Source organism: Solihabitans fulvus, from assembly GCF_008386585.1.
Classification (GTDB): Bacteria; Actinomycetota; Actinomycetes; order Mycobacteriales; family Pseudonocardiaceae; genus Solihabitans; species Solihabitans fulvus.
In genome coordinates this window covers 55870-78944 of record NZ_VUOB01000075.1, presented here as the reverse complement: position 1 = coordinate 78944, position 23075 = coordinate 55870, and the positions used below count along the sequence as shown (strand labels likewise).

The 23075-nt window shown below is 68.4% G+C and carries 25 protein-coding genes and 2 pseudogenes; 12 read left to right on the top strand and 15 right to left on the bottom strand.

What is annotated here, in order from left to right; all coding sequences use genetic code 11:
• Nucleotides 1-48: 48 nt before the first annotated feature.
• Complete coding sequence (locus F0L68_RS35790; RefSeq protein ID WP_149854334.1) at nt 49-483, bottom strand: nuclear transport factor 2 family protein; 435 nt, start codon at nt 481-483, stop codon at nt 49-51.
• A gap of 53 nt (nt 484-536) precedes the next feature.
• Here F0L68_RS35790 and F0L68_RS35785 point away from each other — a divergent pair, with 53 nt between their 5' ends.
• Complete coding sequence (locus F0L68_RS35785; RefSeq protein ID WP_149854333.1) at nt 537-1031, top strand: winged helix-turn-helix transcriptional regulator; 495 nt, start codon at nt 537-539, stop codon at nt 1029-1031.
• A gap of 433 nt (nt 1032-1464) precedes the next feature.
• Here the strand turns inward: F0L68_RS35785 and F0L68_RS43905 are convergent, their stop codons facing one another.
• The 5 genes and pseudogenes from F0L68_RS43905 to F0L68_RS35765 all read right to left on the bottom strand — a co-directional run bounded on the left by F0L68_RS43905 (nt 1465) and on the right by F0L68_RS35765 (nt 4431).
• Complete coding sequence (locus F0L68_RS43905; protein ID WP_223199444.1) at nt 1465-1623, bottom strand: hypothetical protein; 159 nt, start codon at nt 1621-1623, stop codon at nt 1465-1467.
• A gap of 70 nt (nt 1624-1693) precedes the next feature.
• Nucleotides 1694-2203, bottom strand: a pseudogene (locus tag F0L68_RS35780) (LLM class flavin-dependent oxidoreductase); the annotation flags it as partial.
• A gap of 38 nt (nt 2204-2241) precedes the next feature.
• A complete protein-coding gene (locus F0L68_RS35775; protein WP_149854332.1) occupies nt 2242-3198 on the bottom strand; it encodes a redoxin family protein in 957 nt (318 codons plus the stop codon).
• Nucleotides 3199-3218: 20 nt separating this feature from the next.
• A complete protein-coding gene (locus F0L68_RS35770) occupies nt 3219-3533 on the bottom strand; it encodes a hypothetical protein (RefSeq protein WP_188317009.1) in 315 nt (104 codons plus the stop codon).
• Between the two features lie 4 nt (nt 3534-3537).
• Nucleotides 3538-4431 carry an AraC family transcriptional regulator gene (locus F0L68_RS35765; protein WP_149854331.1) on the bottom strand — a complete coding sequence of 298 codons (894 nt, stop codon included), beginning with the start codon at nt 4429-4431 and terminating at the stop codon, nt 3538-3540.
• Between the two features lie 130 nt (nt 4432-4561).
• On the opposite strand from F0L68_RS35765, the gene F0L68_RS45560 reads away from it, so the two are divergent.
• Nucleotides 4562-5518, top strand: a complete 957-nt coding sequence (locus F0L68_RS45560; RefSeq protein ID WP_438672344.1) for an SDR family NAD(P)-dependent oxidoreductase — start codon at nt 4562-4564, stop codon at nt 5516-5518.
• Here the strand turns inward: F0L68_RS45560 and F0L68_RS35755 are convergent.
• Nucleotides 5461-6564 (bottom strand): phosphatidylinositol-specific phospholipase C domain-containing protein, encoded by a 1104-nt coding sequence (locus F0L68_RS35755; RefSeq protein WP_149854330.1) that lies wholly within the window; start codon nt 6562-6564, stop codon nt 5461-5463. The two genes, F0L68_RS45560 and F0L68_RS35755, sit on opposite strands and share 58 nt — an antisense overlap.
• Nucleotides 6565-6811: 247 nt before the next feature.
• Nucleotides 6812-7294 carry a hypothetical protein gene (locus tag F0L68_RS35750; protein ID WP_149854329.1) on the bottom strand — a complete coding sequence of 161 codons (483 nt, stop codon included), beginning with the start codon at nt 7292-7294 and terminating at the stop codon, nt 6812-6814.
• 259 nt (nt 7295-7553) lie between these two features.
• Between F0L68_RS35750 and F0L68_RS35745 the strand changes: the two genes are divergently transcribed.
• Complete coding sequence (locus tag F0L68_RS35745) at nt 7554-10415, top strand: AfsR/SARP family transcriptional regulator (protein ID WP_149854328.1); 2862 nt, start codon at nt 7554-7556, stop codon at nt 10413-10415.
• A gap of 255 nt (nt 10416-10670) precedes the next feature.
• Here the strand turns inward: F0L68_RS35745 and F0L68_RS35740 are convergent, their stop codons facing one another.
• Nucleotides 10671-10925 carry a hypothetical protein gene (locus F0L68_RS35740; protein ID WP_149854327.1) on the bottom strand — a complete coding sequence of 85 codons (255 nt, stop codon included), beginning with the start codon at nt 10923-10925 and terminating at the stop codon, nt 10671-10673.
• Between the two features lie 89 nt (nt 10926-11014).
• On the opposite strand from F0L68_RS35740, the gene F0L68_RS35735 reads away from it, so the two are divergent.
• Entirely contained in the window at nt 11015-11488 is a 474-nt protein-coding gene (locus F0L68_RS35735) for a hypothetical protein (protein WP_149854326.1), read from the top strand.
• Nucleotides 11489-11745: 257 nt separating this feature from the next.
• On the opposite strand, the gene F0L68_RS35730 is transcribed toward F0L68_RS35735, so the two are convergent.
• Nucleotides 11746-12930: an MFS transporter gene (locus F0L68_RS35730; RefSeq protein ID WP_149854325.1), complete on the bottom strand. Its 1185-nt coding sequence runs from the start codon at nt 12928-12930 to the stop codon at nt 11746-11748.
• Nucleotides 12931-12998: 68 nt separating this feature from the next.
• On the opposite strand from F0L68_RS35730, the gene F0L68_RS35725 reads away from it, so the two are divergent.
• Together F0L68_RS35725 and F0L68_RS44960 are read left to right on the top strand one after the other, a co-directional pair.
• On the top strand, nt 12999-13964 hold the full coding sequence (locus F0L68_RS35725; protein WP_149854324.1) for a DUF5937 family protein: 966 nt from the start codon (nt 12999-13001) through the stop codon (nt 13962-13964).
• A 30-nt stretch (nt 13965-13994) separates the two neighbouring features.
• Nucleotides 13995-14159 (top strand): annotated as a pseudogene (locus F0L68_RS44960) (hypothetical protein); the annotation flags it as partial.
• A 91-nt stretch (nt 14160-14250) separates the two neighbouring features.
• Here F0L68_RS44960 and F0L68_RS35715 read toward each other — a convergent pair.
• Nucleotides 14251-14859: a Rossmann-fold NAD(P)-binding domain-containing protein gene (locus F0L68_RS35715; protein ID WP_149854322.1), complete on the bottom strand. Its 609-nt coding sequence runs from the start codon at nt 14857-14859 to the stop codon at nt 14251-14253.
• A complete protein-coding gene (locus F0L68_RS35710) occupies nt 14856-15161 on the bottom strand; it encodes an NAD-dependent epimerase/dehydratase family protein (RefSeq protein WP_149854321.1) in 306 nt (101 codons plus the stop codon). Before F0L68_RS35710 ends, F0L68_RS35715 begins: the two co-directional genes overlap by 4 nt.
• Here F0L68_RS35710 and F0L68_RS35705 point away from each other — a divergent pair, their 5' ends adjacent.
• On the top strand, nt 15162-16034 hold the full coding sequence (locus tag F0L68_RS35705) for a hypothetical protein (protein ID WP_149854320.1): 873 nt from the start codon (nt 15162-15164) through the stop codon (nt 16032-16034).
• Here F0L68_RS35705 and F0L68_RS35700 read toward each other — a convergent pair.
• Complete coding sequence (locus F0L68_RS35700) at nt 16027-16404, bottom strand: hypothetical protein (RefSeq protein WP_149854319.1); 378 nt, start codon at nt 16402-16404, stop codon at nt 16027-16029. The two genes, F0L68_RS35705 and F0L68_RS35700, sit on opposite strands and share 8 nt — an antisense overlap.
• A gap of 348 nt (nt 16405-16752) precedes the next feature.
• On the opposite strand from F0L68_RS35700, the gene F0L68_RS35695 reads away from it, so the two are divergent.
• The 4 genes from F0L68_RS35695 to F0L68_RS35680 all read left to right on the top strand — a co-directional run bounded on the left by F0L68_RS35695 (nt 16753) and on the right by F0L68_RS35680 (nt 20470).
• The gene (locus F0L68_RS35695) at nt 16753-18183 is read left to right on the top strand and encodes an MFS transporter (RefSeq protein WP_149854318.1); all 1431 of its coding nucleotides are present in this window, start codon (nt 16753-16755) and stop codon (nt 18181-18183) included.
• A gap of 21 nt (nt 18184-18204) precedes the next feature.
• Entirely contained in the window at nt 18205-18843 is a 639-nt protein-coding gene (locus F0L68_RS35690; RefSeq protein WP_149854317.1) for a TetR/AcrR family transcriptional regulator, read from the top strand.
• A gap of 163 nt (nt 18844-19006) precedes the next feature.
• Complete coding sequence (locus tag F0L68_RS35685) at nt 19007-19447, top strand: hypothetical protein (RefSeq protein WP_149854316.1); 441 nt, start codon at nt 19007-19009, stop codon at nt 19445-19447.
• A 75-nt stretch (nt 19448-19522) separates the two neighbouring features.
• Nucleotides 19523-20470 (top strand): MerR family transcriptional regulator, encoded by a 948-nt coding sequence (locus F0L68_RS35680; protein WP_149854315.1) that lies wholly within the window; start codon nt 19523-19525, stop codon nt 20468-20470.
• A gap of 51 nt (nt 20471-20521) precedes the next feature.
• Here the strand turns inward: F0L68_RS35680 and F0L68_RS35675 are convergent, their stop codons facing one another.
• Nucleotides 20522-20977 (bottom strand): MarR family winged helix-turn-helix transcriptional regulator, encoded by a 456-nt coding sequence (locus F0L68_RS35675; protein ID WP_149854314.1) that lies wholly within the window; start codon nt 20975-20977, stop codon nt 20522-20524.
• 89 nt (nt 20978-21066) lie between these two features.
• Between F0L68_RS35675 and F0L68_RS35670 the strand changes: the two genes are divergently transcribed.
• Entirely contained in the window at nt 21067-22014 is a 948-nt protein-coding gene (locus F0L68_RS35670; protein WP_149854313.1) for a quinone oxidoreductase family protein, read from the top strand.
• A 505-nt stretch (nt 22015-22519) separates the two neighbouring features.
• On the opposite strand, the gene F0L68_RS35665 is transcribed toward F0L68_RS35670, so the two are convergent.
• Nucleotides 22520-23005, bottom strand: coding sequence for a DUF4265 domain-containing protein (locus tag F0L68_RS35665; RefSeq protein WP_149854312.1), 486 nt, complete (start codon nt 23003-23005; stop codon nt 22520-22522).
• Nucleotides 23006-23075 lie beyond the last annotated feature (70 nt).

Below are 23075 nucleotides of genomic sequence, written 5' to 3'. Positions count from 1 at the left end.
CAGCGACAGCACGGTGAAATCCGGCGACGAGGCGGGCAAGCCGCAGCGCTACGGCCTCTGCCCGATCCCGCAACCCTGCTGTAGCCGGACGGCGGCATACAGGCGGGCCGTGTCCTCAAGCACGTAGTCCTCGACCATCCGGCCCCAGCGCAGCGTGACCCATTGGATTCCCTCGTTGCGGTAAGGAGTTCCGTCGGCGAGGGTGGCTTCGATCGACAGCCGGACGATCACCGTGGTCCGCCATGGCCAGCCGCGCACGACCACATCGGCCAGGCTGACCCGGATGCCAGGGAACAGGACGAACAGGTCGGCGAACCAACGCTCGAACTCGACCGGCCCGGTCAGTGTGGCGGCCGGGGGTGCCTCGCCGACGAACCGGAACCGCAGGGTCGGTGCGGCCATCGCCACGGCGGCCCGATAGTCCCCGGCCGCGACCCGGGTCCACAGCTTGCGCACTTTCGCACGCACAACGGCGTGGTACATGGCGTCACGCTATGCCGAGTGAGTTGCGACTTGCAAGTAACTATGCTGACGGCATGAACAGGGACCGCTTCGCCACCATGGCCTGCTCGGTCGCCCGCACCGCGGGCCTGATTGCCGACCCGTGGACGCTGCTGGTGCTGCGTGACCTGTTCCTCGGGGTGAACCGGTTCGAACAACTGGTCCGCGATCTCGGCGTGGCCACGAACATCCTGACCGAGCGCCTCGAGCGGCTGATGGCGTCCGGGTTGGTCGAGCGGGAGGCCTACCAGCGCAATCCGGTTCGGTACGAGTACTCGCTTACTGAGTCCGGAACCGGGTTGTACGGGGTGGTGATCAGTCTGCTGGCCTGGGGCGATCACCACCTGGCCGTCGACGGCGTGCCCATGCGGCTGGTGCATGAGGTGTGCGGCGAGGAGATCACCCCGGTCGTCACGTGCGCGCACTGCGGCACGGTACTGCGACCCGACGAGGTGACCGTGCTGGCCGGGCCGGGCGGTAGACACGCGCCCGGCACGGCGGTGATCGCAGAACTATTGACCATGCCCTGACCGAAGGCGCGGTCAGAGGCCTGGTGGTGCTTGTCCTGGTACCGCGCGAAGATCACCATGCCGGTGTCGTTCGACGAGTAGCGCCCGGTCCGCAGCACGGAGGCGGGGTAGTACCCGGGTTCGACTTGGGCATCGGGCAGTTCGTCGCGTCAGCGAGACGCGCTGGAGCGAGTTCGGTGCCAACGCGCTTTCCAGTGCTACCAAGCATCTCTCGCCTAATCGGGCGGCCTGGGCCTGCGGCCGACCCTTCAGCGCTATGACGGGTGCGGCCGTCGGCGACGTGGAAACCTTTGCGGCGCTATACCTTCCGCACCTTCCGCGTGAACATGACCAAGCTCGATAGAACGACCTGGAGTTTCCGCGCGACTTGATCAACCGACAAGCTGCTGTCCGCACTACTCGATCACATGCGAGGGCCTCGTACCCATGCTGGCTACGCTCCGGCAGCAACGATGAGCTTGGCGAACTCGGCCATCTCCGCCGGTGGGTCGGCCACCGGCTGGACGACGATCTCGTCGGCCCCGGCATCCTCCAGAGTGGCGATGCGGGCAAGGAGGTCGTCCCGGGTCCCGACCAGGGTCAGCTGGTCCATCAGCGACGGCGTGATCAGGTCCCGTGACGAGACCGGCGGCACGGCGCCCGGCGGCGGCAGCAGCCTTCGGCCCCAGCGCGGCCACCAGGAACTCGATCGAGTCGGTCGTGTTCACCTGCTGCCCGGCATGCAGGAACCGGACGCCACCGAACCGATCGCCCTCGCGGTACTCGACGGCGCACAGGTCCTGCAACGCGGCGGTGAACGTCTCCAGCTCAGCCGCCCTGGTCGGCGGCATGCCCAGAGTGCTCCGGGCACTGTTCCCAGTACCGATACCGCAGACGACCTGACCCGGTGCCAGCGCGTTGAGACTGGCGAATCCGCTCGCGGCGGCCGGCGCGGACCGCAACGCCGGTGACGTCACCCCGACACCGAGCTTGATCCGGCTGGTTGCCTGCGCACAGAGGCCAAGCGCCACGAACGGATCACCATGCACCATCGGCGTGTCGTAAACCCAGAAGCTGCTGAAACCCAACTCCTCGGCCTGCACGGCGAGTTCTGCCACGCCGGGGTGAGCGGTGACCACGATGCCGGCACGCACGACGCCTCCACAGAAGTACCGAGCATGGACGGAGACCATAGAACGCCGACGCTATGCCCTCCGCGGAACGCCGACCGCTACAGGGGGTTGCTCCGTAGCCAGGCCAGGACCTGGTCGGCATGCTCGTTCGGTGGGAAGATCGGATAGAAGACATGCTCGATCACGTCGTCGTGGATGATCAAAGTCAGCCGCCTGTACAGCGTCTGCCCGCCAGCGTCGAACGTGGGCAGATTGAGCGCCTGGGCCAGGCTCCGCGCGGGGTCAGAGAGCATTGGGAACGGCAGGTGGAGCCGCTCGACGACCTCGCGTTGATAGTCGGTGTCCTGGCTTGACAGGCCGAACAGGCGGCCCGCGCCGGCGGCGAGCAGTTCCTGATAGTGGTCGCGGAAGCCGCATGCCTCGGGAGTGCAGCCGCGCGCTCCGGGGATCGAGTCCCAGCCGTCGGGCAGGTCGGTGCCGGGGCGGCCGGTGAGTGGGTAAATGTAGATCACCGTCCGGCCCGCGCCGAGCGCGTCGATGCGGATCGTCGCACCGCCGGTACCCTGAAGTTCCAGCTGTGGCACCTTCATCCCGGGTAGATGAGTGGCCGCACCGTCGTCCTTGGGGACGGGCAGGCCAGCGGGCACGCTCGTGTGGTCAGTCATCAGATCCTCTTTTTCGTTGACCGGTGAGACGCGGCTATTGCGGTAGGCGGCCTCCTGTAGGTGCGCGATCAGTACCGTTCGGCGTGTGGTCAGTCCTTCGATGTGCCGCGTGAGCTCGTCGATTGCGTCCTGGTACCCGGCCAGTGAGGCTGGGCAGTCGTCGGCGTGTCGATGGCCAGCTGTGAGGCAGTCCAGGAACGGCCGGGTGCGCTCAACGGGAATTCCGAGGCTGCCGAGCGCCCGGATCTCCTGCGTGAGTCGTACGTCGTGCTCGTTGTAATCTCGGTAGCCGTTGGCAAGCCGCTTGGGCATGAGCAATCCCAGCGATTCGTAATAGCGCACCGCCTTGGTCGTCACGCCCGCCCGGCGGGCAAGTTCACTGATCCGCATAACTCCCACCTCGAAGAACGCTAAACCTTGCCCCGCAGGGCAAGGTCAAGGCCCTGTCGAGGACGTCCCAGTAATCGCCACGCCACTGCGGTGACTACTGCGGCCAGTGTCGCCAGGGCCAGGTGCAGGTCGTTGGCCCCGTAGAACAGGAACATCGTCCAGACGGTGATCATCGAGAAGTTGCAGCAGAACCCGATGAGCGCCAGCCATCGCAGGATCGGTGTCTTCAGGATCCAGGCCAGGCCGTCGCGCATCTCCGTCAGCAGGTGCCGCCGCTTGGGTGCTGCCGGGCGGGGTTCGCGGGTGCGGATCGTCAGCAGCGACAGGATCGACACGCTCCTAGCCTCTGTGCTCGCTGCGGTAGGTGCCCGGGGCGATTCCGTACTCGCGTTTGAAGGCTTTGGCGAAGGCGAATTCCGAGGTGTAGCCGACGTGCCGGGCGACGGTGGCCAGCGGGGTGCGGTCGCCGCGAAGAAGGCGTGCCGCCGTGATCATTCGCCAGCGGGTGAGATAGGTGAGGGGCGGCTCGCCGACGAGCCTGGTGAAGCGGCGGGTGAAGGTGGCCCTGGCCAAACCGGCCTCGGCGGCCAGGCGGTCCACGGTCCAGGACTCGGCGGGCCGGGAATGCATTCGCTGCAGGATGTGACCAGTCGCCGGATCGGCCATCGCGGCGGTCCAACCCGTGGATCTGCCGTCGTACCAGGCCCGCAGGATGTAGACCAGGAGGACGTCGACCAGCGCCGCCACGATGGCTTCGCCGCCCGGATCCCGCGACGTGATCTCCGCACTGAGCAGTGCGGTGACGGCGTGCAGCCGACGGTCCCGGCCGCCGGACAGGTGGACCACATCGGGGAGGTCGGCGAGCAGCGGGTGCCGCCTGCCTGATTCGATGCGGTAAGCCCCGGAGACCACGACGGTCTCCGCGCCGTCACCACCCACTCCCACCCGGTCGATGCGGCGGTCGACGACCAGGTTGAGGCTCTCCGTGTCGGGCGCGTCCGCGAGGGCGTGGACCGCCCCGCTGGGCATCAGCACGACGTCCCCGGCTTGCAGCGGGAGTGGATCGGCGTCGTCGCGAACCAGCAGACATTCGCCGGACACGACCACATGGAAGCCGAATCCCCGCCGTCCACCGAATCTCAGACTCCAGGGCGCACGGGCGCGGATGTGGACCGACAGCGCGGGCGCCGTAGTCAGGGCGGCGACCGTATCGCTGAGGGGATCGCTGCCCATCACACTCTTCCGGTGATCCGTTCGAGCATGTTTTGGGCACAATCCACCATGGTCCGGATCATTGTCGCCGCATAACGTCGTTGCGACAAGGCAATTCGCCAACCTTCCGCGTCCTTCAGGGAGACACCGCGTGTCACACATTCCGACCGTCATCGTCACCGGTGCCGCCCACGGCATCGGCCGCGCCGTCGCCGAGCGGCTGGGCTCGACAGGAGCCAGAGTCGTGGTCAACTACCGTTCCGACGCCGAGGCGGCCGAGTCCGTCGTGACCGCCATCCGCGCGGCGGGCGGCGAGGCGACCGCAGCGCACGCCGACGTCGCCGTGCCCGAGCAGGTCAACCGGGTCTTCGACGTCGCACGAGAGTCCTACGGCGACCCGCATGTGGTGGTGCACTGTGCCGCCGTCACCCACTTCGCTCCGCTCGCCCAAGCCACCGACGCCGACTACGACCGGGTCTTCGACGCCAACACCAGAGCCGCCTTCGCCACCTTGCGCGCAGCGGCCGGACGCGTGGTGGACGAAGGCCGGATCATCGTCATCTCCAGCGGCGCGGCGGCGGTGCCGCGCGCGAACGCCGGCCTGTACGCGGCGAGCAAAGCTGCGGGCGATCAGCTGGTCCGGGTGCTGGCGACCGAGCTCGCGGATCGCCGCATCACCGTGAACAGCGTCCGGCCCGGCCCGACCCGCACCGAAAAGGTCGCGGCCATGCCACCGGAGAAGCTCGCCGCGGTCGCCGCCGAAATCCCCTTTCGGCAGGCTCGCCGAGCCCTCCGACATCGCCGATGTGGTCGCCTTTCTGGCCTCCGACGCCGGTCGCTGGATCACCGGCCAGGCCCTGCACGCCGGTGGCGGGATGTTCTGAGTCGCGCTTGTGTGGTGCTCAGGGCCCTTGTGGGAGCGGTTGTTCAGCCGGCGCAGCAGCGTCACCGAGGGTTCGTGGGCCACCACAAGGAGGACAACCGTCCTCGACACACCACAGGAGCCACCGCATTGACGGTCGTGGCTCCTGCGGGCCTCGTCAACGGAACTCAGGGACAGGTTGGGTTGCGGTCGATGATGGCGGCGACAAGCGCGTACCCGGGGTAGTCCATCCTGAGCAGACCGGTGTGGGTAGGGCTGCTGGTGTCGAGGTAGTCGAGCAGGCGCTGGTTCTCCCCGGTGCCCCCAAAGTAGCCGCCGGCCATGTCGGCTGGGCCTGCGCCAAGCGGGGCACAGTTGGCCGAGGTGTAGGTGATGTACAGCGCGCCGGAATGGTCTTCGTTGGCGTTGACCAGGTTGGCCTCCGCCTCCCGCCATTTCTCCGCGAGGTCGCACTGTTTCCAGTCGTTCTCGACGCGGCCGCTGTTGTCTCCGACGGTCAGCTGCGTCAGGCCGAAACCGGGATAGATCTGGCCGCGCGGCCCGGTGAAGTCGGTCAGCACGATGCGGCCGCGAACCTGGCCGAGGGTGGGCATGGCGGAGGTGCTGTTGCCGGTGACCGTTGGCGCGTAGAACAACCCCGGGTAGCGGGCGAGGTAGCCGGTGAAGATGGCGATCCGGTCGGCCTGGGTGGTGTTGGACGGATCGTCGGCGCAGCGACCGATCGAGGAGCTCCCGCTACCGCCCTCGGTGGTGTCCGCGTCGCACTCGCCGTGCAGGTTGAGCAGGATCGTCTCGGTGGGTTCTGCGTTGAGAAAGGACTGCGCGCGGGCAAGCACGTCGTCGAAGTTCGCGTACTGGTAGACGTCGGCGTGGTGAATGGCGAACGCGTCGCCGATCACGCGCACCCGGATGTCGATGGCTCGGATGCCGGCGTCCAGTTGCGCGGTGAGGGTGGCGGCGCTGTCGCCGTGGTTCTCCTGGGCCTCATACGCCCACGGGGCCAGGCCGCCGTGGATGGCCAGGGTGTCGTGCGTGCCGGGGATGGACAGGGCGCCGAGGCCGGTCGGGTCGGGCACCTGACTCATCCAGTCGGGGTGGCTGGACAGGGTCACACTGTTGAAGGCACTCGAAGACCAGAACGGTTGGGCGAGGGCCGGGCTTGACGAGGCGAGCATGCCACCGGCAAGGGCGCCGAGGGCGAGGACGGCCAGCGCCGTCCTGGCGATGCGGCGCGGCGGGACGACACGCCGCGACTGGCGGGGCTTGTGCACGGGCGGAATCCTTGTCAGCTCAGGGAGTATGTCGGCGGGAGTATGTCGGCGAGCCGGGCCCGCCGATTGATGTCGCCGTGCGTCGAAGGGCTCATGGTGTTCCTTCTCGTCGAGACTCCCGGCCCTCACCTGTCCTGACGGACCGGGAGTCTCGACGACAACTACCGTGATCGCTCAAGTCCTATGGCACAGCGGGTTTGGGTGTCAACTAAACGGGCCGCCGCCCACCGGACCGACCCAAGCCCGCCTACCTGCAATTCTTGTAACCGTGCGCCACGGATACCGGGTAGGCGAGAGCCGGGGCAGGGATGGGGATCTTGATTCCCAAGCAGTTGCCGTGTGAGTAGTACACGTGTGCCTTGCTCGCGAACTGTCCGGCCTTCCATCGAACGAAGGCCTCGCACGCTGACGCAACGGCACCATTGGGGATGAACCGGCACAGCGCTGCACCATGTTCCACGATAAAGGCCGCGGACTGCGCGTTTCTCGTCCAGTTGCGGTCGAGTCGGACCGTGCACGTGATCCATCCGCAGTCGGCCTGAACGGCTCCGGCGACGGCCACCGCGTTGTCGTCGGCCAGGACGCCGGCGGGGGTGTCGAACGAGATCGACGCCGTGTCGTTGGTATCGGTTGTCGCGGCTCCGGCCACTGCCGGGGCCAAACCCACGAGAGTGGCAACGGCGACGAGAACCAGAGCCAGTCGAGCGATCTGACGCCTGATGTACAGCATCAAGACTCTCCTTTCGTGACATACGTATCAGTGCGCACACGAAGGCGTGTCGCTGGCTCGCCGTCGAACCGTGAATGGTGACCCTGTCGGCATTGCAGACGCCGTCGATGTGCCGGTGAACCGTGTCGCCTGTCCCGTACACATCGCTGTCACGACGCTGTCTCGGCTGGTCGCCGGTTCGAGGCATTCGCCCGTTCGGTGCTAGTTTCGGCGGCTCGAAGGCACCTACGGTTGTCGGGTTCACGGCCGGGGAGGGTTTGTGACCAACGATGGGTTCAGTTATTGCGTGCTGGGGCAGATCACGGTGGGGCGAGCTGGGCGAGAGATCGAGCTGCGGCAGGCCAAACTACAGGCCGTGCTGGCGATTCTGTTGCTGCACCTGAACAAACCGGTACCTGTTACGGCGATCATTGACGCGGTATGGGAGGAAAACCCGCCGCGAGGCGCTCGAAACGCCGTGCAGACCTACGTCAGCCGCCTTCGTCAGACACTGCAACCGGGGTGCGGGCCCGGCGATCCGGACGTCGTGCTGGTGTCCGAGGACGCGGGGTATCTGCTGCGCGGCGACCCTGCCCAGTTCGACGCCGCCGTGTTCGAGCACCACCTCACGCTCGCGGGAGAACACCGCAGATGCGGCGATCTGACGGCGTCAGCGGCGGAGATCGACGCGGCGCTGGTGCTGTGGCGCGGTGACCCGTTCGGCGGACTGGGCGGTTCGCTGATCGACACGGAGCGGCAGCGGTTGCGCGAGCACCAGTTGAGCGCCCTCGAACTGCGCGCGCAGACCAGCCTCGACCTCGGTGAGCACACGGCGGCCATCGCAGAACTCATCCCCCTGGTCGGTGCGTATCCGCTGCGGGAGCGGTTGCGGGCGCTGCTGATGCTCGCCCTGCATCGAGCCGGTCGCCGGGCCGACGCGCTGGCTGTCTTCCAGGACACCCGTCGGCAGCTCGCGGAGGAACTCGGCATCGATCCCGGCACGGAACTGCGGGAGCTGCACGAGCGGATCCTGCGTGGTGACGTCGAGTTGGCCAGGCCTCTCCTTGCGGCACAACAACTTTCTGCTCCGGCGGCAAGTCAGGCCGGCGAGCCTTCGGCAGATCGCGTCGACCGGGCGATGACGGATCTGGCGACGGCGGTTGGCCGGCAGTGGACGGCGGAGGTCGAACTGCGGTCCCTGCAACGGCCGGAACCGGTGCGGGTGTGGTGGTCCAGCACGGGCCGGCCGGTGGCCGCGGCGGCGTCCGCCGTGCTCGGCGAGGAAGGCGGCGAAGGCCGACCGGAGCCGCTGAAACTGCGCGGTGACCTCACGGACGTGCTGGTGGAGTTCCGGCGGCTTCCCGCGCGTCAACTGGTGGTGCTCGGCGAACCCGGTGCTGGCAAGACGGTGCTGGCGATCCTGTTGACCCTCGGGCTCCTTGGCGACCGGATGCCGGATGAGGCGACGCCGGTGTTGCTGCCGCTGTCGTCCTGGGATCCCCACCGCCAGCACCTGCACACCTGGCTCGCCGGCAAGCTGGTTGAGGAGTATCCAGGTCTGGCCAACGCTGCCACCTACGGACCGGAGGCCGCCATGCGGCTGGTCCGAGAGGGTCGGGTGCTGCCGGTGCTCGACGGTCTCGACGAGACCCCGCCGGGGCTTCACGCGGCGGCGGTGGACGCGCTCGACCGAGCGATAGCCGGCGGCCGCCCACTCGTGGTGACCTGCCGCAGCGCCGAATACGAACAGGCGGTCCGGCACGGAGGCACCATCCTCGCCAGGGCTGCCGTGGTCGAGATCGAACCCGTCGAACTCGACGACGCCATCACGTTCCTCATCGCGCGGCAGCAGGTCGGCGACGTCCGCTGGCAGCCGGTCGTGGAGCACCTGAGACAGCACCGGCACGGCCCGCTCGCCGACACGCTGTCCACCCCGTTGATGGTGGACCTGGTCCGCACGGCCTACGCTCAACCGGCCAGCGATCCGACCGAACTCTGTGACACGACACGCTTTCCGGACCGGGCAACGATCGAGGAACACCTGCTCGACTCGTTCGTGCCCGCCGTCTACGCCACGCGGCCACCGCCGCCGGGACACCGGTCGGCCGCCCTGCTCGGCTACCACCCGGCCCAGGCTCAACAGTGGCTGGCCTTCCTCGCCAACCATGCCCAGCGCCTGCACACCCGGGACCTCGCCTGGTGGCGTCTTGTTGCGGCGATTCCCCCGGTTACCAGGGGAATCGTGCTCGGGTTGCCGTCCGCGCTCATGTTCGCGCTGGCCGGCCTCCTCGCGGGCGGCCCGGTTGTCGGCGTGATCGACGGGCTGTCCACCGCCGTGGCCGCCTGCCTCGCCAACGGGCTGGGCACGCGGCCGGGGCCACTGCGGGTCGAGGTGCGATTCCGGGGCACCATCACCCGATTCCTCGGTCGCTTCGCGATCGGCCTGCTGATCGCCCTCGCGTTCGGGTTCGCCTGGTCACTCCCGATCGGTGTGGTGTTCCTGCTCGTGGCGGTGTTCGGGTTCGGCATCGGTCTGCACGTATGGCTGGACACGCCCGCCGACGCCCAACAAGTAGCCAGCCCGGCCACGGAACAGAAACAGGACCGCGTCGCGACGCTGTCGTACACCCTGTCCTTCGCGCTGTCGCTGGGCATCTTCTACGCGGTAGCCCTCGGGGCGAGTCGGCAGACCCCCAGTGCCGGTGCCGTCGGCGAGACCTTCGATGGCGAGGCCTTCTATCTCGGACGCGCGCTGCCGGCCGGCCTGGTGACGGCGCTGCTCGGCTGGTTCGCGTTTCGACGGCCGGGGAGCCTCGGCTACGGGCTGGCTGGCGCCGCCGTCGCAGGCACGGCCATGCCTCATCACACCCCCATGGCCGCCGCGCTGGTGGCCGGGGCGCTGTTCGGGCTCGCGGTCGGGCTCACGGTCGCCCCGTGCCGGTCATGGGGCGCCTTCGTCCTCGCCCGAACCTGGCTGGCCCTGCGCGGGCAGACACCACTTCGGCTGACCCGGTTCGTTGACGACGCCCACCGCCGTGGCGTGCTGCGACAGGCCGGCGCGGTGTACCAGTTCCGACACGCCCGGCTCCAGGACCGCCTCGCGAGCCGTGTCCATCAACCTCCTGCAACGGCAACTCGGTGATCAACACCCACGACTACCACCCGAGGATCAGGCGTTGCTCGCCGCACTTCTCGTGCCGCTGTTCCGAGCGACGCTGCGCCGACTGCGTCTGCTGGTCAGCCCGGACACCATCCCGCGGCGGCATCGCGACCTGATGAAACGCCGGCCCCTGCCCCGACCGGGCGCTCTGCACGGGATCCGAGGGCGACTCCCGACGCGCGCCTCCACGTCAAAGCGTTGAAGTTCCGGCACCGGGGTGCCGCCGCCGCTGTACGATCACGCGATCAACATCTCGCCCAGCAATCCGGCCACCGGGACTGTCTCGCACGTGCCCGAGGTGACGACGCGAGTCGTCGGCGTGCTCAGATCGAGATGTTCGGTGTCACGATGGGAGCCTGCCACGTCACGGCCGATCCCGGGGTGGTCGGCTGGCGCCTCCCGCGGCCGGAGCGCGGACTCGCAGGCAACGTGGTGCTGCCGCCATCCGGTGACGCGGGCGCGAGGAAGTTCCTCTTCCCGCTCATCGATCACAATCGCTCCCCGGGAGGACGCCCGACTGCCCGGCATCGCCGTGTCCTTCGGGCTCACCGCGTTCACGTCCAACGATGGAGGAGGCGCCGATGGCCCCGGTTCGTAGGTGCCGTCTCGGACTGCTGGCGGCCATCGGCCTGCTCATGCCCGTCCCGGTCGCGGGGTGCGACTCGGGGTGCGACACCACGTTGACCGCGACCGAGGGCACGGCGCAGCGGACCGGCTCGGGTCCCGTCAATGCGGAGATCCAGCTGAATGTGTCAGCCACGCTGACCTCTGGCGGTCGTGGAGTCGGCGGTGTGCGGATCGCGTTCGACGGCATCCCTCCGGGCGGCGGCGACCCCGTCGACGCGGGGGGCGCTGTCACCGACGCCAACGGCGTCGCCCGCTACTCCGGCCCCGCGGATGCCGGCCTGGCCAGCGCGCTCACCCCGATCACCACGGCCACCACGATCAGCTACCAGGCACAGCCACAGGTCCTCGGCAGCAATAATCCGAGGACTCCCGTCTGCAACCTGCTCAGCGCCCGCTCACCGCGGGCCAACCTGCGCTATCGACCCTGAACGGGCCGTTTACCGTGGCGGCCTCGGCCCGTGTGCCGCGTCAGAACCTGGTCGGACGTGCTGACGTGGGGTCTGGTTGGGCTATCCGGATCAGGGCATGATCACCGGCTCCAGCGCGTTCAGTGTGAACGCCCGGCATCCAGCCGGACATGCCTTGTGTCACAGCACATTCCGGCCACGGCATCGAGCGACTCGTAATGCGCCAGTCCTCGAAGAGGTCGTCATCCTCGTCCTCATGACGACGCAGCCAGGCCACCTCACGCGTGGCGGTGTTCGGCCTCGACCTCGGGTCCGGCGAGGTGATCGAGCACGTGGGTACGGCGTCCGGCCCGGGAGCGCAGCAGGACGAATGCGGCGGCGAACGGGGTCGCCGAGGCGAGTAGGCCCACCGCCGTCGCCGGCAGGGCGGCCAGAGTCAGCGATCCGGCCGCGAAACCCAAGCCCTGGGCGGTGTTGAGGACCGCGAAGCCCTCGGCGCGCCGGTGCTCGGGCATCAGGCGTTCGGCCAGCACGGAGTTGATGGTCAGCACCGGCCCCACGCAGACGCCCGCGATCACGAGCCCGAGCATCAGCCACGCCCAGCCCGGTCCGGTCGCCGCCACCGCTCCCCCGGCGCCCATCACCGCCAGCAGGGCGGCGGCCAGCCGCGCGGAGCCGGCCGCCGACAGGACCGCGTAGCCCAGCGAGCCCGCGATGCTGGCGCAGCAGAACACCGCGACCAGGGCCGAGGCTCCCGCCTCGCCCGCGCCGAGACGGTGAGCCAGGGGCAGCGCGGCGACCTCGACGGCGCTGCACAGGTGTCCCACCGCGAACCCCGCGACCGCCCAGCCCAGCAGCGGGCGCACCAGCCCTCGACCGCTTCCGATACGCCGGGTCGCGGGCGGGTTCGCGACACGCGGCACCGCCAGTGCGGCGCAGGCCGAGGCGGCGACGACGGCCAGTAGCGGGGCCGGCGTTCCGGCCAGCGCGAGAGCCGCCACCAGGACCGGACCCAGCACAATGACCACGTCCGTGACCATCGCGTTGACGGCCACCGCACGCGGCACCAGGGGCTCCCCCACGACGCCGGACAGCATCGCCCGGAACCCGCCGGGCACCCCAGCCTCCACCGCACCGGTCACCGCGGCCGCCACGAGGGCTGCGGACGGCGAGCGGCTCAGCAGAGCCACCAGCAGACCTGCGTAGGCGACTCCCTTGGCCAGCAACAGGATCCGCGCGCCGCGCGCGACGCCGACGCGGTCGAGCAGGCGGCCCGCCGGCACCGAGCACACCACCTCGGCGACCACCCATGTCGCCACGAGGACGCCGCCGAAGGACGCCGAGCCCAAGACGGACTCGGCTGCGGCGGTGAGGGCGAGCGGGGCCATCGCGGACGGGAGCCGGGCGAGCTGCGCGGCGGCGGACCAGCGCCAGAAGCCAGAGTGGGCGATCAGTCGGGGCATGCGCCAAGGCTTGTCGGGTCGCGGTGCGGACCGTATAGATTCGGAATATTCCGAATCCTGGAGCGGCCGTGTTGGAGTTGACGTTCGGGTCTGTCGGGGCGCAGCGGGTCAGGTTCGCCGTCGTGCCGGCGGAGGAGACGCTGGGCGCGGTGCGTGCCGCCGCGATGCCGGACCGAGCGCCGTTGCACCGCGCGTGGGCGAGCACCGCCCACGCGACGCTGGCCGGCCTGGACGCGGCTGAGCTCGTCGCGACGATCACGGGGCGGGACTACTTCCCCGACTTCCTGTCTCCGCCGCCGGCCGGCCAGGACACGACCCTGGCGCAGCAGCTCGACCGGCTGCGCGAGACCCCGGCGGACCAGGTCGCCACGGAACTGGCGCTCGCGTTCGCCGGCCGCCGGCTGCCGAACCGGCTCGTGGGAGACCCAGCCGCCGCGCGGGACCTGTTGGCGCAGCAGATCGAGCGATGTTGGCAGGCGTTGCTGGAGCCGATCTGGACGAGGGTCGCGGACGTGTTGGCCGCCGACATCGCGCACCGCGCCCGGCAATACGCGGCGGGCGGCCTGGCGGCGGTGCTGGCCGACCTGCACCCGGCGGTCAGCCACCGGCCAGGCGCGGTCACCGTGCGGTCGCGCCACCGCGCGCACATCGAACTGGACGAACGCGGGCTGATACTGGCGCCCAGGGCGATCAACTGGCCAGAGGTGGGCGTGATGATGCTGCCGCCGTGGCCGCCGATGCTGGTGTATCCGGCGCGGGGCGCGGCCACGGTGTGGGAGGGGCCGGCCGAGCCGCCTCCCGACCTGGCCGGGGTAGTGGGCAGGGCCAAGGCACGGCTGCTGGCGGAACTCGTGGAACCGGCGAACACCGCCGCACTGGCGCGGCGGCTGGGGTTGGCGGCCGGGACGGTGTCGGAGCACCTGCGCGCCCTGCGGGCCGCGGGATTGGTCGGCTCGCGGCGGGTGGGGCGGGTCGTGGAGTACGAGATCACGGGGTTAGGTCGGGCGCTGGTCGAGGGGGTAGATCCGCGATGAGGGCGGGATGCGTCGACCACTGAAACCGGGGTATCAGTGCGGACCTTGCACCACTATGACCGGATCGGGCTGGTCCGGCCGGGCAGCCGCAGCCTGGGAAGTGCCGTAGGTGGCCTGAGCGGCCGGGGCCGTGGTTCGCGGGGATGTGCCTACCGCGCAAGGAGTTCACCACTGGCGCCGTCGACCGGCAGCTGATGCGCCCCGACTTGGCTGGTGTTGCAGAAGTGGACCGCCGGATCGACCACAACAGACATCGACCACACCAGTCCCGAAGCCAGCCGACTTTTCAAGCCTCACAGGCATAAGCCTTGACCGCCTCCGGATGATAGGCGGCCGGTCGGGAGTTCCAGGCCGCGAGCACCTGCTGTTCTTTCTCGTGGGAGAGACCGAACGGCAGGACGCCGGGTGCGGGCCGGACTTCGCCGCCCGCTCGCAACCATTGCCAGACATCCTGTACGGACTCGCCAAACGGCCGGGTGCGCAGGCCGGCCGCAGTCGCGCTGGCGCCGGACACTGCCCAGAATCCGGCGGTGTCGGGCCCGTCGGGCAGCCACAGCGGGAGCTCGCCCCATGGCGCGACGCCATGGGAGAACAGGAAATCTTCGTCCATCCACACGGGTGTGGCGTTCGAGCCGGTAACCTGCACGCAGTGATCGAGCAGCCGGCCCATTGTGGTGTTCGGTGCGTCGGGGACGACGTTGTGGATGCCGCCCGCGTGCGTCTCGGCCTGGTCCAGCACGAAGGCGGACAGGTCGCGCACATCGATCAGTTGCAGCCCGCGGGCGGGATTGCCGGGCGCGAGCACCTGGCCACCTTGGGCGATCCTCGTGAGCCACCATGGCAACTGGCCCACGTTGTCGTGCGGGCCCACGATCAATCCGGCGCGCGCGATCATGCAGGCATCCGGTCCGTAGGTCTGTTCGAGCGCCAGGGTGCGGATTTGGCAAGTGCCCGGGCGGTGCGCAGCACGTGGGCCGGTACCTGCCCGCTGGGGTCGATGACCGCGTCGAAGACACGGCCGGCGAGTTGCTGGAGACCCTCGTCGGTGGACCGGTCACCGTGCAGCGTCTCGACGCCGTCGACGTCCTTGCCGGCCAGCCTGCGGTTGAGGGTCGTGACCTGGTGTCCCCGGCCGAGGGCGTCCTCCACGATGGTGCGCCCAGCGAACGACGTGCCGCCGATGACCAAGAGACTCATGTGCATCCCTTCGATACGCCGACAACAGATGTTGTCGAGCAACGCGCCAAGCTGACCGCCGCCATCGAGCAACTGGCGTGGACGGTGGGGCGGGAAACCCTGGAACTCGAACCGGATGCGGAGCCTCGCTCGGATCTGCCGGACGCCGACCTGCGGCAGTTGTGGCTGGCTGCGCTGACCTCACTGCTGGCGATCCGAGACAGTGCTGAACAGCTGTCGGCCTCCGCTGCGCTGTCGGCGGCGCAACGCGGCGCCGACTATCCCGCGATCGGGGAGGCTGCGGGGATGACCAGACAGGGCGCCCGGCGCAAATGGCCCGGGCTGGCCGGACTCGCCGGTCACCGGCAGCGCAAGCTCACCTGGTGGAACACCCGAGGGGATCAATTCATCGAGTGTTTTCGGACCATCCTCGCCATGGCCGAGAGGCAGCCAGGATTGCCATGGCTGGCGAATCTGCACACGCGGCTGGCCGAATTGGAGCAGGCATCGCCGGCGCAACGACTCGACGCACTGGACATGATGCTCGTGGACGCGCACGCGGCGGCGCTGAACGCCTCCCCGCCGAGCGACTCCACCACCGGACGTCCGATCGGACTGCTCGCAGCGCTGACCGCTGACGCATACGCATACGCAGCGACGAACGGTCATTCACTCCTGATCACTCGCGACGCCAAAGCCTGCGGGACGCACGACTGCACCCGCGACGCGGTCGTCGAACTGCTTTCTCCCGACAGCGGTCACCAGACCCTGCCGGCAGGCCGGCAGCACGCCGTCGAAGCACTCCGACACACCGCCAACCGCATCGTTACCGCCTACCAACCCGACGTGGCGCTGTCAGTGTTCGCCGAAACGCACGGCAACCGGCTCATGTGATCACCCTGACGGCCAGCGCGACCCAGCCCACGGTCGTCGCGGTGAACACGACCGCCGCGAGCACCTGGAACGCAGGTGCTCGCACAAGCTGTGGTCTCAGGGCCAGCGGCAGGAAACCCAGCGGCTGAGCGATCGCTCCGAACGCGATCAACGCCGCGATCCACCCGGCCATCGGCTGCACCGCTGCCCCGACGGCGACTTGAATTACGCCCATCATCACCAGGTCCAGGTGCGCCTGGCGGATCCTCTTGAGCTGACGCACTCCGGCGCGGCGCAGCACCGCAGGTGCCCGGACCACGAGGACCATCAGCCACCCCGACAGCACCGCGACGGTGAGTTCGGCAACGCCGACCGTGACTAGTAGGGGCATGACAACCTCCGGTTCACCAGTTCACGGTCAGGTCAGCGACCCGGACCGGATCGTCGGACATGGGGCCATGCCCGGCATCGAGCAACCGGGCATGCCGTGTGCCCGATAGCCGCCCGTGGGCACGGCGGGCCGGACCACCGATCAACGGCCGGTCCTTCGCACCACGCGATCGTGACCGCATCCAGGTCACGCCCGGCGCCGGCAGCACGATCGGTGGCCCGTTCGCACGCCGCTCGAACCGTGGTTCCACCACGCCCACCTCCGCTTAAACCGAACACTGCTGTTCGATTTATCTCGGCACGAAGCGTACCTTAACTCGTACATTGGTGTTCGAGTTAAGGAGTGGTGATGAGTCAGACCACCGCTGCCGGGCAGCACCCGGCGCACGCCTCGCCCACGCCGCGTCGCTGGCGGGTGCTCGTTCTGCTGTGCCTGGCGCAGTTCATGGTCATCCTGGACGTGACCGTGGTGAACGTGGCGCTGCCGGTGATCGCCGACCAGCTCGGTCTTGAGCGGGCGGGGCTGACCTGGGTCGTGACCGCCTACACGCTCTGCCTCGGTGGCCTGATGCTGCTGGGCGGTCGACTCGCCGACGCGCTGGGGCGGCGCCGGGTGTTCCTGATCGGACTGGCGGTGTTCACTCTGGCCTCGCTCGGCTCCGGGCTCGCTGTGAACGCGACGATGCTCGTCGCCAGCCGGGCGGCACAGGGCATCGGCGCTGCGCTGCTGTCCCCGTCCGCGCTGTCGATCGTGACCACCACGTTCCACGGTCCGGAGCGGAACAAGGCGCTGGGCGTGTGGGCGGCGCTCGGCGGCGCCGGTGCTGCGGCCGGCGTGCTGCTGGGCGGGCTGTTCACCGCTGGTCCGGGCTGGGAATGGGTCTTCTTCATCAACGTGCCGGTCGGCGTGCTGGTCGCGATCGCCCTGCCGCTGCTGCTGCCCGGCGGCGCGACCGCGAGCGGCGGCAGGGTCGATGTGTCCGGCGCGCTGCTCGTCACAGGCGGAGTTGCGGGGCTGATCTACGGCCTGGTCCGCGCCGGGGACACCGGCTGGGGTGAGGCGGGCACACTAGCGGCCCTGGCCGCAGGGGCGGTGCTGCTCGCCGCCTTCGTCGTGATCGAGCGGAAGAACGTGAATCCCTTGGTGCGGCTCGGAATCCTGGCCCACCGTCCGGTGCTGGCGGGCAACCTGGTCATGCTGGCGGCGTCGGGGCTGTTGCTGTCGAGCTTCTTCCTGTGCTCGCAGTACTTGCAGCACGTGCTGCGGTTGAGTCCACTCTCGACAGGGGCGCTGTTCCTGCCGGTCGCGCTGGTGATCGGGCTGGGCACGCACCTTGGCATACGCGTCATCGGCCGGTTCGGCGGACGCCCCGCCGCAGCGGTCGGGTTCGCGCTCGCCGCAGTCGGCGCGTTCCTGCTCGCCCAACTGCCGGCAGAGGGCAACGCGTGGACAGACGTGCTGCCCGGTTTCGCCGTGGCCGGTCTCGGGCTCGGGGCGGCGTTCGTCACCGCGACCACCACCGCGATGGCTCACGTCGACCCGCACGACGCGGGCATGACCTCCGGGCTGATCAATACCGGGCACGAGCTCGGCGCGAGCCTGGGCATCGCCTTCGTCTCCACGCTGGCCGCCGCCAGCCTGGACACCGGCGGGATCACCGGATTCTCCACCGCGTTTACCGGCATGGCAGTCGTGGCAGCGGTCATGGTCGTGGTCGCAGTGTGGCTGGTGCCCGCCGGGCGGCCCCCGGCCACCGACGGCCCGGTCTTCGCGCACTGACCGCTCGTAGGCTGGACCACTGTGAACACCACGAGCTCGCGCGGCGCCGGGACGCGACCAGAGGGCGCGCCCCGGCGCCGCGCCGACGCTGAACGCAACATCGCCGCGATCCTCGACGCCGCCGCGGGCTGTCTCGGCCGGCAGCCGCAGGTCAGCATGGCCGACGTCGCGCGAGCGGCCGGAGTCGGGCGGGTCACCCTGTATGCGCATTTCCCGTCCCGCGAGGTGCTGCTGGAGGCGGTCCTCGACCGCACCATCGCCCAAGCCGGCGCCGTCATCGAGCAGAGCCAACCTGACGAGGGACCGGCTGACGACGCGCTGCGCCGGCTGCTGCGGTCCTCCTGGCAAGTCCTCGACCGCCACCTCCGGCTGTTCGACGTCGCCCAGCGCGAACTCGGACCTGCTCGGCTGCGCGAGCACCACGACCCCGCCATCAGCCGGATCGAACACCTCCTTGCCCGCGGCCAGAAAGAGAAGACCTTCCGCACCGACCTACCGTTGAACTGGCTGGTCACCTGCGTCTACACCCTGCTGCACGCTGCGGCCGACGACGTCAACAACGGACGACTCGCGCAGAAGAAGGCTGGCCACGTACTCGAAGCCACCATCCTGTCCGCCCTGGCCGTTCCCCCCAACGGCAGTCAGCGCCGAGCAGGTTGATCCCAGACTTGGCCAGTCGGTTCAGCCCGATCCCCGCCTATCTCCTGCGTCGGCGAGTGAAACCCGGCGCCGACGCGACCGGCGACCACGGACTGATCGCAAGACCTCTGGCTCGCCTGAGTGCGATGCGCGGGGCGGCGGCCTGGCAGGCTAGTTTTGCCTGGTGAGTCTCCTCGAGGATGTGGCTGAGCGCGACGGCGGGCGGTGCTGGGTGTGCGACGAACCGGTCGACCCCACCATGTCGGTGAACGACCCTCGAGGGCCCAGCGTCGACAGCCGGACCACCGACCGGAAGGCCAAGGTCGCCGAGCGGCTCGCGCACCGCGGGTGCAACACCCGCAAGGGCGCGGTCAAGGTGGTCATCGCCTGGCCGGACTGCCTGCACGTGGTCGAACCCGCGCCGCTGATCACCGTTGCCGGGAGGCTGGAACGCAAGGGGGGCCGCGAGATGGTGGCCCGTTGTCCGACCAAGCAGGACGCCCAGGAGGCAGCGGGCTGGCTGGTGGACCGGTTCTCCCGGCTGGTACCGGGGCTGCCGGTGACCGCCAACATCGAGGCGGGCGGCGGCCAGTTCCTCGTCATCCTGGCCACCGGCCGTCGCTGACCGGGGATTGCCAGGCGCGCACTCACGTCGAGCCGAACTGTCGGCCAGGTACGTGTGGAACTTCGGTTTCTGCCGATGAGAGTTTCCGGCGGGCTGGTTTACCGGGTTGACCCTCACGCCACGTCAGGGCGCACAGTCAGCGGCATGAACGACGGATACACGGTGGGCACCGTGGCGGAACTGGCCGGGGTGTCAGTGCGTACGCTGCACTACTACGATCAAGTCGGGCTCGCTAAGCCGAGCAGCCGCAACGCCGCCGGTTACCGGCTCTACACCGATGCTGATCTGGTGGTGCTGCGGCGGGTCGTGTTCTACCGAGAGCTGGGACTGGACCTCGGTGACATCGCGGACATCCTCGCCAACCCGGATGTCACCGATGAAGACCACCTGCGTCGGCAACGCGAGCTGATCGAGCAGCGGATCTCCCGGTGTCACGCCATGTTGACGGTGATCGACCAGGAACTGGCCGCCCGAGCCGCAGGTATCGCCCTCACCCCGCAGCAGCGACGAGACGTCTTCGGCGGCGACCGCCTCCTGGAGCACGTTGACGACGCCCGACGCGAGTGGGGTGACACGCCAGAGTTCGTTCAACGTCAGCAGCGAACCGCGCGCTACACCGAGCAGGACTGGATGCGGCTGCGCACCGAACTCGCCACCATCAACCAGGAGTTGGCCGCCGCCATGGCGCGGGGCCTGCCGGCTACGGACCCGATCGCGATGGACCTCGCGGAGCGGCTTCGACAGCACACCCATCACTGGTTCCACGACTGCGACTATGAGACTCACCGCGGATTGGCGGAGCACTACCGCGTGAACAGGCGAAGCGGGCGCAACTACGACGACATGGCGCCAGGGCTGTCGCAGTACGTCCACGACGCCATCATCGCCAACTGCCAACGCGCCAACCCGCCTGACATCGATCGCATGCGCAACGGCTCGGCGAGCCAGATGCGCCCACCAGGAGCCGCCGGGACGGGTGTTAGTGGTCAGGTATCTCGCCTCGCTGATGGCCAGCAGATCTAACACACGTTGACAGACAACGGTTTCCCTATGCCGGGCGGCAGGTGGGGGTAGTCAGTTGGTGTGGGCGGTAGGGGTCTGCTCGATGAGGGTGGCGGTGGCGCGGTCGAGGTATTCGCAGAACTGCTTGTGCTCGTCGGAGGTGAACCGGTCGGTGAGGGCGCGTTCGAGCACGATGACTTCCTGATAGGCGTGGTTGAGCAGGTCGCGGCCTGTGGGGGTGAGGGTGGCGATCATGACTTTGGCGTGCACGGGCGACGGCTTGCGGTCGATGAGCTGTTTGTTCTGCATGCCGGTCAGGACGGTGGCCATGCTCTGCTGGGTGACTCCGCACGCGCGGGCCAGTTGGGCGCCTGACATGGCGTCATCGCGGGACAGGGTCAGCAGCACTGTGTACTGGGTCATGGTCAGCCCGTAGCCGCGCAGCACCGCCTCGTGGTGGGCCATGAGCGCCTGCTCGGCGCGGCGGATGCGGGTGCACACGTACTCCTCGACGGGCATGTCAGCCATGTCACAACTCCCTGTGTTGACTCAGTATCCTGATACTTCGTAGGTTCCTGAGTATCAGGATACTGAGTCAACACAGAAAGTTGTAAGCGATGAAGGCTGTTGTGCTGGACACCGATGATCAGTTCCGGATCTCGGAGATGACCGAGCCCGTGGCCGGACCCGGCGAGGTCGCGATCCGGGTCGGCTACGCGGGGGTGCAGTACGGAGACGTGCTCGTGCGCGGAGGGCACTTCCCGATCCCGCGCCCGTTCGTGCCGGGCTTCGAAGCCGCCGGCGAGATTGTCGCGGTGGGCGACGGCGTAGACGAAGCTCGGATCGGCGAGCAGGTCGTCGCGCTGATCGGCGGGGGCGGTTACGCCCAGATCGTGACCGCGCCTGCGGTACTGGCGATCAACGCCGCTGGTGTCGACCCACGCACCGCGGCAGCGTTCGGGTGGGTCACTCCGACCGCGTACGACCTGATCACCACCGTCGCCGGAGTCCGGAACGGGGACAGTGTGCTGATCCACGCCGCCGCCGGTGGGGTCGGGTCGACAGCCGGACAGTTCGCCGTCGCCGCGGGTGCGCAGCGGGTCGTCGGGGTGGTCGGCAATGCCGGTCAGCTCGACTACGCGCGCCGGTTCGGCTACCACGAGGTGCTGACGCGAGAACAGTTCCCCGATGCCCTCGGCGAGGAGATGTTCGACGTGATCCTCGACCCGATCGGCGGGTCCACCCGGGTCGCCAGCCTGGCCCGACTGGCACCGCACGGGCGGATCGTGGTCTACGGCAACATCGCCACCTTCGAACCGGTCACCGTGTCGGCCAACGATCTGCTGATGCGCGGCCAGTCGCTGTTGACCTACAACAGCAACCTCGCCAGCCAGACCCGACCGCAACGGCTCGCCGACAGCGCCGCTCGCGCGATGGCGCTGGTCGCCGACGGGTCGGTGCGCATCGATGTCACCGCCGAATACGCCCTCGCCGATGTCGAGACCGCGATCGCGAACCTGGCCGGCGGAGTGACCCGCGGCAAGAGCATCGTCCGCATCGAATGAATCACCGTCGGCAATCCGGCCAGGGCACTTCCTCACGTGTCCTGCGCCGGATCGCCGAACTGCCTGCCAGCGACGAAGACCGACGAGGAGATCCTGGCCGCCTACGACCTGACCGACAGAACTCCCGGGCACACCAGAGATCAACAAGGAAGCGACTGAAGACGACGCCGCGAAGAAATCGCAGGTCAGGTAGGTGAAGAAGCGTGCCCCCGGTGCGACTCGAACGCACACTGGACGGATTTTGAGTCGCCGTTCTTCTCTTTCGGATTGTGACAGTGAATGACCTGAAATGTTGTCCTCGCAGCTCATCGCCGGTATGGAGTGTCGGCAACTATCGACGGATGACGGGTGTGTCCGGAACTGCCGGGCACACCTCGGGCACACCGACTCGGGCGCGGAGTGTCAGTGTCGCCTCGCTTGACCCTGCGGTTCACCACCGACCTGGCCATCCGCGTTCAGAACGTACTGAAACCTCGACGCTCGCCGCTGGCGACCGAACATCCGGCTACGCCGAAAAAGGAAGTGAGTCACCCCACTCCCAAAAAGCCACACCCGCTTCCTCTTCGCGCTCAATAACTTGCATGAGAGCTGTTACATCAACCATGGCCGGCACGTCAATCGCAATATGACGATCACCGCTCCACTCATTGAGAAGCCCACTCGAGGTGACTTCACTTTTAATTCGAGAAATCCCTTCGGTCAATTCCAGTTGTCCAGCTTCCGAAGTCAAAAGCACCCTTAGAACCCTACGCCCGGATTTAGCAACAAGTCCCGCGATGAGCGATCCGTCGTCGGATAGCCGAACCCTATCATTCAGCGACATTCCATAAACCCGAAACGGTATGCAGCAAAGCTCGAATGAATCATCTTCACACTGCATGAGCCAAAGTTGCTCAACTTGACCACCGAACCCGAAAGGAGTCAAGTCAGCTCGCGCGATATAGTTACTCCGACTCCTCAATACAGGGTTCTCATGAATAACAAAATTCACCGATCGCTCCAATTCGCATTCTCATTTCTCCGCCGTCGCGCATCCTATTTAACTCACAACAGTACCCACC